The organism is Flavobacterium sp. FPG59, assembly GCF_002150205.1.
Taxonomy (GTDB): Bacteria; Bacteroidota; Bacteroidia; order Flavobacteriales; family Flavobacteriaceae; genus Flavobacterium.
The window spans coordinates 1-6,891 of sequence record NZ_MTCA01000164.1; the positions used below are offsets into that span (position 1 = coordinate 1).

Here is a 6,891-nt window from a genome sequence, read left to right on the forward strand (position 1 = left end):
ATTTAAAACTGGCAATACTATTAATAGTCAGTGCCACAATAATTGTATTGAACGCAAATGAAATTAGACTGTGCAACAAAACAAATCTTCTGATAACCTTTGAGCTTACTTGGACATCTGAAACTTGAAATGTCATACCAATTACGAATGAGAAATAGGCGAAATCAATATAATCAGGCTCCTCCTTACAAGGAAATTTGATACCTCCAACATTACTACCCGTTTTTAATTGATTATGGTCGTGATATAAGTGTGCATACCGAATTGTAAAAATTGTATGAAGCAATGTCCACGACACTAAAATGGGCGATAATGAAACGATTGCATCAAATATTCTGTTAAAGGACGATTCTTCTGTACCTTTTAAAAGAAGTAAAGTACCAAACAAACTAACACAAACAGCAATGAGCACTATCGTAAAAATCACTTTAAGTCCATCATCCTGACGATCTACCACCTCACATAGATCTTTATTTGTGGTAGTAAAAAACAATGCCCAGCTAAATATAATTAGAGAAAGACAAAAGATATCCCAGGATAAAATTATCCTGTTTTTAATATCAATTTTAAAAAACAGTAAAATGAAATACAACAATAATGATAAGGTAAGACAAATTATTATCTTTTTTATTCCGCTAGTATTTCGCAGAAAACTATATTTTGTTGTTTTCATATTCAGCAATTAATGATTTTTCTAATATTATTTTGGGGGCATAGTCTTCATCAATTAATTTACTATCACAACCGCCAATACAAATAATACTAGCGGTTTTAGATAGTCTTAAATTTTCTAATTGCCCATAACGTTTTAGGATATTTTTTATCACACTTCGTTCGATTCGAGCTATTGTTGTGAATAAAATTTACTAATGCTTCTTAAACTACTTATTAATGTGTATGCTCACCGCCACCTTTCATAGCAGACAGTAAATAAAAAGCTCCTTTAATTACAATTTTTGCATCGGCAGGAATTGCTTCAACAAATTTCACTTCGGTATACCCTAAATCTGTTGTTCCTGGTACAACTTCTATTGCTTTGAAATGTACTTCGTTGTGTCCTTCTTCCTCGCCAACAGCTTCTTCAGAATGTGCTTCGCCTTCTTTGTGTTCGTGAGCTTCTGCTTTTTTACCTGTGGCTTTTTCTTCGTGTTCTTCTTGGATATAGACAAAGTATTTATCTCCATTTTTTACAACAGCATCTTTGGGTAGGGCAGGGACGGTTGCATTTTTAATATTGATATTGGCAGAAACATACATTCCAGAAATTAAATCTTTGGAATCAGCTGGATTAATTTTGGCGTGAACAGCAACGGTTTTGCTTTCATTTGAAAAGGATTTATTGATACCAAATATTTTTCCTTTAATGGATTTGTTTCCTTGATTAGTCAAAATAAAGTCTATCGTTTGCCCCACAGAAATTGATTCCAAATCTTTTTCATAAACGTTTAAGTCCAAGTGCATCTGGCTATTATCCACGACTTCAAAAAGGGTTATTCCTGTTTCGGCAAATGCTCCTTTGGCAATGCTGATTTTTCCAACATAACCGGATATTGGTGAAACTATCGGTACCAAACTTGATCCGCTTGTACTCATATTCAGGGCTTGCAATTTGTTTTTTGCAGCTTTTGCTCTGGCTCTTTCAACAGCTAGTTTTGATTTTACTTCCTGAAGTACTTTTCTAGGGTTTACATTTTCATCAGTTAATGTCTTCTGGCGATTGTATTCTAATTGCAGGTATTCAATATTGGCAACAGCCGAATTATAATCTTCCTGCATTCCAACTACTTCTAAATTTTGAATAGTTGCCAGTACTTTTCCTTTGTTTACATACGTGCCTTCTAAAACAAAAATATCCTTAACCGTTCCTCCAATTAAGGTTGAAATGTTAGCCATATTTTGTGGTGGAACTGTCGTATATCCATTGGCTTTAATCACTAAATTAAGATTCCTGTTTTCTACAGAACCTGTTTGAATACCAACTGTTTTGAATTGTAAGGCTGTTAATGCTACTTCGTTTTCTGATTTTTCTTCTTCGTGACCTGCTTCTTCTGTTTTCTTTTCTCCACAAGAGGTGAGAAGTAGTAAGAATAAAGTATTAAGTATTAAGAAAATTTTGAATTTTGAATTTATATTTTTCATTTTGAGAAATTTTATTTGTTAGAAATAGATGGAAATTGCAATTGAATAGCACTTTGATTATAAGCATTGGTAGCTTCGGCATTTTGCTTTTTGATGTCGATAGCCTGATTCAAAAAACTGATGTAATACCAATAACTCATATCACCATTGGCATAACTTTTTTGAGCCGTTGCAATTATTTGTTCTGCATATAGCAAACCTTCCTTTTGATAATAATCTAATGCTTTTTGTTGCTTTTCGAAATCATTTTTCAATTCCTGCATTTGTAATTTCAAAGTCAATTTATTTTTGTCTAATTCTAATTGGGATTGCGAAATACTGATAGCAGATGCTTTAGCTTTAGCTGAATTTACCCCACCAAATAAAGGAATTTGTAAACCTGCCGTAAACCCTTGAAAATAAGATTTGGTATCAATGGTTTGTCCAAAATAACCTAATCCTAATTTTGGTGTTCGCAATGCTTTAAAAGTATTGGCTTCTTTTTGATACACCGAAATTTGCTGTGTATAATAATCGGTTACCAACGTTTCTACTTTGGATTGGTTTTCATTCGGTTGAAATGAATATTGCATTGGCGTTGTACTATCGGGTACAATATTCTCTTCCGTTTGAATAAAAAATTGTAATTGTTTTTGGTAAATTGCCAAATCAAATTCGAGTTGCGCTTGCTGTGTTTCTATTTCTTTTGACTTTGCTTTGGCACTGATTACTTCAATTTTTCCGCTTTCGCCTGTTTCAAAACGTAGTTCTGCATTCTTTAGGAATTTAGAATAAATTTCCAATAAATCTGCATTTAGTTTTTGTACAGAAACACCATATAAATATTGATAGTAGGCGATTGTTACTGCTTTTTCGATTTCATATTCGGATAATGCTTTTCGTTTTTCAGCTAGTTTCACCAATTCTTCCTGCAATTGACGATTGGCTTTTGTAATTCTTCCAATTGGAAAATACTGCTGTATCGAAACATTGCTATCATAATATTTACTATTGAATTGCCCACCCTGATATTGCACTTGCAAAGGATCTGCTTGAAATGCTGTCTTTTTCAGAACCGTTTGTTTCTCAATTTCCTTATCAGCAATCTTTAAATCAATATTATTGGTTTTTGCAATTTCGATAGCTTTTTGTAATGAAATAGGCTGGCTATTTTGAGCAAAAGAAAAACTACTTATCAATAAAACTATTAGGGTAACGATTGGTGTTTTTATTTTTCTTCTTGCTTTAATTCCTTTTTCAAACAATAAATAAAGTATTGGTAAAACAATCAACGTCAATAATGTAGCCGATAATAATCCTCCAATAACAACCGTTGCCAATGGTTTTTGTACTTCAGCTCCACCGCTGGTGGATAATGCCATTGGCATAAATCCTAAAGACGCAACAGCAGCTGTCATTAAAACAGGTCGTAACCGTGTTTTTGTACCCATTAAAACTCTTTGTAATGGATCGGTTATTCCTTCAGATTTCAATTGATTGAAATAAGAAATCAATACAATTCCGTTTAACACTGCGATTCCGAAAAGGGCTATAAATCCAATTCCTGCCGAAATACTGAAAGGCATTCCCCTCATCCATAGTGCGAAAACACCTCCAATGGCTGATAATGGGATGGCGGTAAATATTAGCAAAGATTGTTTCATACTATTGAAAGTAAAATATAGCAGCACCATTATTAATGCTAATGCAATAGGTAAAGCAACCGAAAGTCTTTTAGTAGCTTCAATCAAGTTTTCGAATTGTCCTCCATAAGTAACATAATAACCTGGGGGAAGTTTGAAATCTTTATCAAGTTTAGCCTGAATTTCTTCGACAACGCTTTTTATATCTCGACCACGAACGTTTAATCCAACAGTAATTCTACGTTTACCATTCTCACGAGAAACCTGAACAGGGCCTTGCTCATAAGAAACCGTTGCTACTTGTGATAGTGGTACTTGTTGTCCGTTTGGTAAAGGAATAAATAGATTACTCACATCTGTAATATCTGTTCGGCTAGCTGCATCCATTCTCACCACTACATCAAATCGTTTGCTTTCTTCATAGATTTTACCTGCGCTTTCTCCTGCAAATGAAGAGCGGATGATTTGGTTGATATCGGTAATATTCAAACCATATAATGCAATTTTATTGTAATCGTATTTTACAGTAATTTGCGGTAAGCCTGTTACTTTATCTGCTTTTAAGTCTCCAATGCCTTCAATATTATTGACTTTAGCAATCAATTCTTTGGCTTTAGTATCTAAAATTTCTAAATCATCACCAAAAATTTTAATGGCTATATCACTTCGGCTTCCGGTCATTAACTCGTTGAATCGCATTTGAATTGGTTGTGAAACTTCAATATTAGCACCTGGAATGGCTTCCATTTCTTCTTTCATTGCATTGGCTAAATCTTCCCAATTGTCGTAATCACCTGTCCATTCACTTTTGTCTTTAAGTACAATAATCATATCCCCACTTTCTATAGGCATTGGATCCGTTGGAATTTCACCACTTCCAATTTTGGTTACTATGGTTTTAATTTCGGGAAATTTAGCTTTTAGAATTTTTTCATATTCTGTGGTTGTTTTTACCATTTGCGAAAGCGAACTTCCGGTCATAATTGTAGCATTTAAGGCTAAATCTCCTTCTTCAATTGTTGGAATGAATTCGCCACCCATATTTTGAAAAATTACTAGCGCCAATACAAATAGACCTAATGAAATTGCCAAAACTGCTTTTTTGAAACGCAATGCTTTTTCTAAAAACGGGGTATATATTCCCTCGAACCAAGCCATCATTCTATCACTAAAATTGGTTTTGTGTTCTGTATTTTTGGATAAGAACATCGCACTCATCATTGGTACATAAGTTAAAGACATAACAAATGCACCTATTACTGCAAATCCTACTGTCATTGCCATTGGTCGGAACATTTTACCTTCTGTGCCAACTAATGCCAGGATTGGCAAATACACGATTAAGATAATTATTTCCCCAAAAGCGGCACTGTTTCTAATTTTGGAAGCCGATTGATATACCTCTTCATCCATTTCAGATTGGGATAAATCTTTTTTTCTTTTGAGTTTTTGCAAATGATGCATTGTTGCTTCGACAATTATAACCGCACCATCGACAATAATTCCAAAATCGATTGCTCCTAAACTCATTAGATTTCCGCTTACTCCAAAGGTATTCATCAAAATCACAGCGAAAAGCATTGATAATGGAATTACAGATGCTACAATTAGTCCTGCACGAAGATTTCCAAGAAATAAGATCAATACAAATATTACTATTAATGCACCTTCCAATAGGTTTTTAGTAACAGTTCCTATGGCACTATCTACTAATTTTCCTCTATCGATAAAAGCTTCAGCAACCACTCCCTCTGGAAGAGTTTTGTTGATCTGATCCATTTTTTCTTTTACTCTATTGACAACTGCACTTGAATTTTCTCCTTTTAGCATAAGAGCCATTCCACATACAATTTCTCCTTTTCCGTCTTTAGTAGATGCCCCATAACGTAGTGCTACACCTTCTCTAACTTCGGCTACATTTCGAATTAAAATAGGTGCACCGTTTTTATTGGCAACCACTATATTTTCTAAATCTTTGATGCCTGTAGCCATACCAACACCACGAATGAAATAAGAGTATTGGTCTTTTTCAATGTAAGCACCGCCTGTGTTTTGATTATTTTTTTCTAAAGCCTCAAAAATATCGGTAATGGTTATTCCTAAACTATTTAGTTTATTTGGATTAATAGCCACTTCGTATTGTTTTAATTTTCCTCCCCAGGTACTGACTTCGGCAACACCTTCAATACCCTGTAATTGTGGAGTGATAATCCAATCCTGAATGGTTCGTAATTTTACGGCATCGTATTTATCTTCATAGCCTTTTTTGGCATATACATCGTATTGATATATTTCTCCTAGACCTGTAGAAATAGGTCCTAATTCTGGAGAACCTGCATATTTAGGTATGTTTTCTTCAGCTTGCTTTAAGCGTTGAAAAATTTGCTCTCTTGCCCAATATATATCTACATCGTCTTTGAAAACAACAGTTACCACAGATAATCCAAAACGAGAAATGCTTCGTAATTCAATTACTTTTGGAATCGTTTTTACAGCTTGTTCGAGTGGATAGGTAATTAATTGTTCTACTTCCTGACTTGCTAAAGTAGGGGCAGTAGTAATTATTTGTACTTGATTATTAGTTACATCTGGCAAGGCATCCAGCGGTAAATTTTTAATAGAATAACTTCCCCAGGCTATAAGCACAAGGGTAAATAAGAGTATAATGAACTTGTTCTTTATACTAAATTGTATGATTTTGTCTAACATTGAAATATTATAATGAATTAGAAATCAGCAAATAGAATATTTGCCATTATTTGTGAAAAGGTCACAATTTTCTAACCCGAAATTACTCGGGCATCATTATGCTATTTGAGGCGGTTGCCAAATACTTCCGAAGAAATTGGAAGCAAAAATAGATTTATAGAATGGCTCTTTGGTTTTTATAACCGCAGAAATTAAAGGAAAATCGAATTTAATTGGAAAATGACTTAATATTTGCACTCCACAACAATTGCAAGCGCAGAAAGGAGAACACAAATCTTTTTCTTTATTGTGGGAATGGTTTTCTTTATAGGAGGAAAGTTCCTTTGATGTATGTACCAAACTATTTACTTCCAAATCAGCACAAGGCAAAAATGAAAGTGCTGTTAGATAAATTGATAGTATGAGGTTCATCCATTTCACT

At 34.0% G+C, this 6,891-nt stretch carries 5 protein-coding genes; all 5 read right to left on the reverse strand.

All coding sequences use genetic code 11. The features are described 5' to 3' along the window. The coding region (locus FPG59_RS12320; protein WP_254906699.1) for a DUF1345 domain-containing protein at nucleotides 1-493 on the reverse strand (493 nt) is incomplete at its 3' end. A gap of 160 nt (nucleotides 494-653) precedes the next feature. Then, nucleotides 654-827: a hypothetical protein gene (locus FPG59_RS16635; RefSeq protein ID WP_165930050.1), complete on the reverse strand. Its 174-nt coding sequence runs from the start codon at nucleotides 825-827 to the stop codon at nucleotides 654-656. Between the two features lie 61 nt (nucleotides 828-888). Then, nucleotides 889-2,139, reverse strand: a complete 1,251-nt coding sequence (locus FPG59_RS12325; RefSeq protein ID WP_024981662.1) for an efflux RND transporter periplasmic adaptor subunit — start codon at nucleotides 2,137-2,139, stop codon at nucleotides 889-891. Between the two features lie 11 nt (nucleotides 2,140-2,150). After that, nucleotides 2,151-6,470, reverse strand: a complete 4,320-nt coding sequence (locus FPG59_RS12330) for a CusA/CzcA family heavy metal efflux RND transporter (RefSeq protein WP_086454895.1) — start codon at nucleotides 6,468-6,470, stop codon at nucleotides 2,151-2,153. A 96-nt stretch (nucleotides 6,471-6,566) separates the two neighbouring features. Further along, the coding region (locus tag FPG59_RS12335) for a DUF6660 family protein (protein WP_254906700.1) at nucleotides 6,567-6,891 on the reverse strand (325 nt) is incomplete at its 5' end.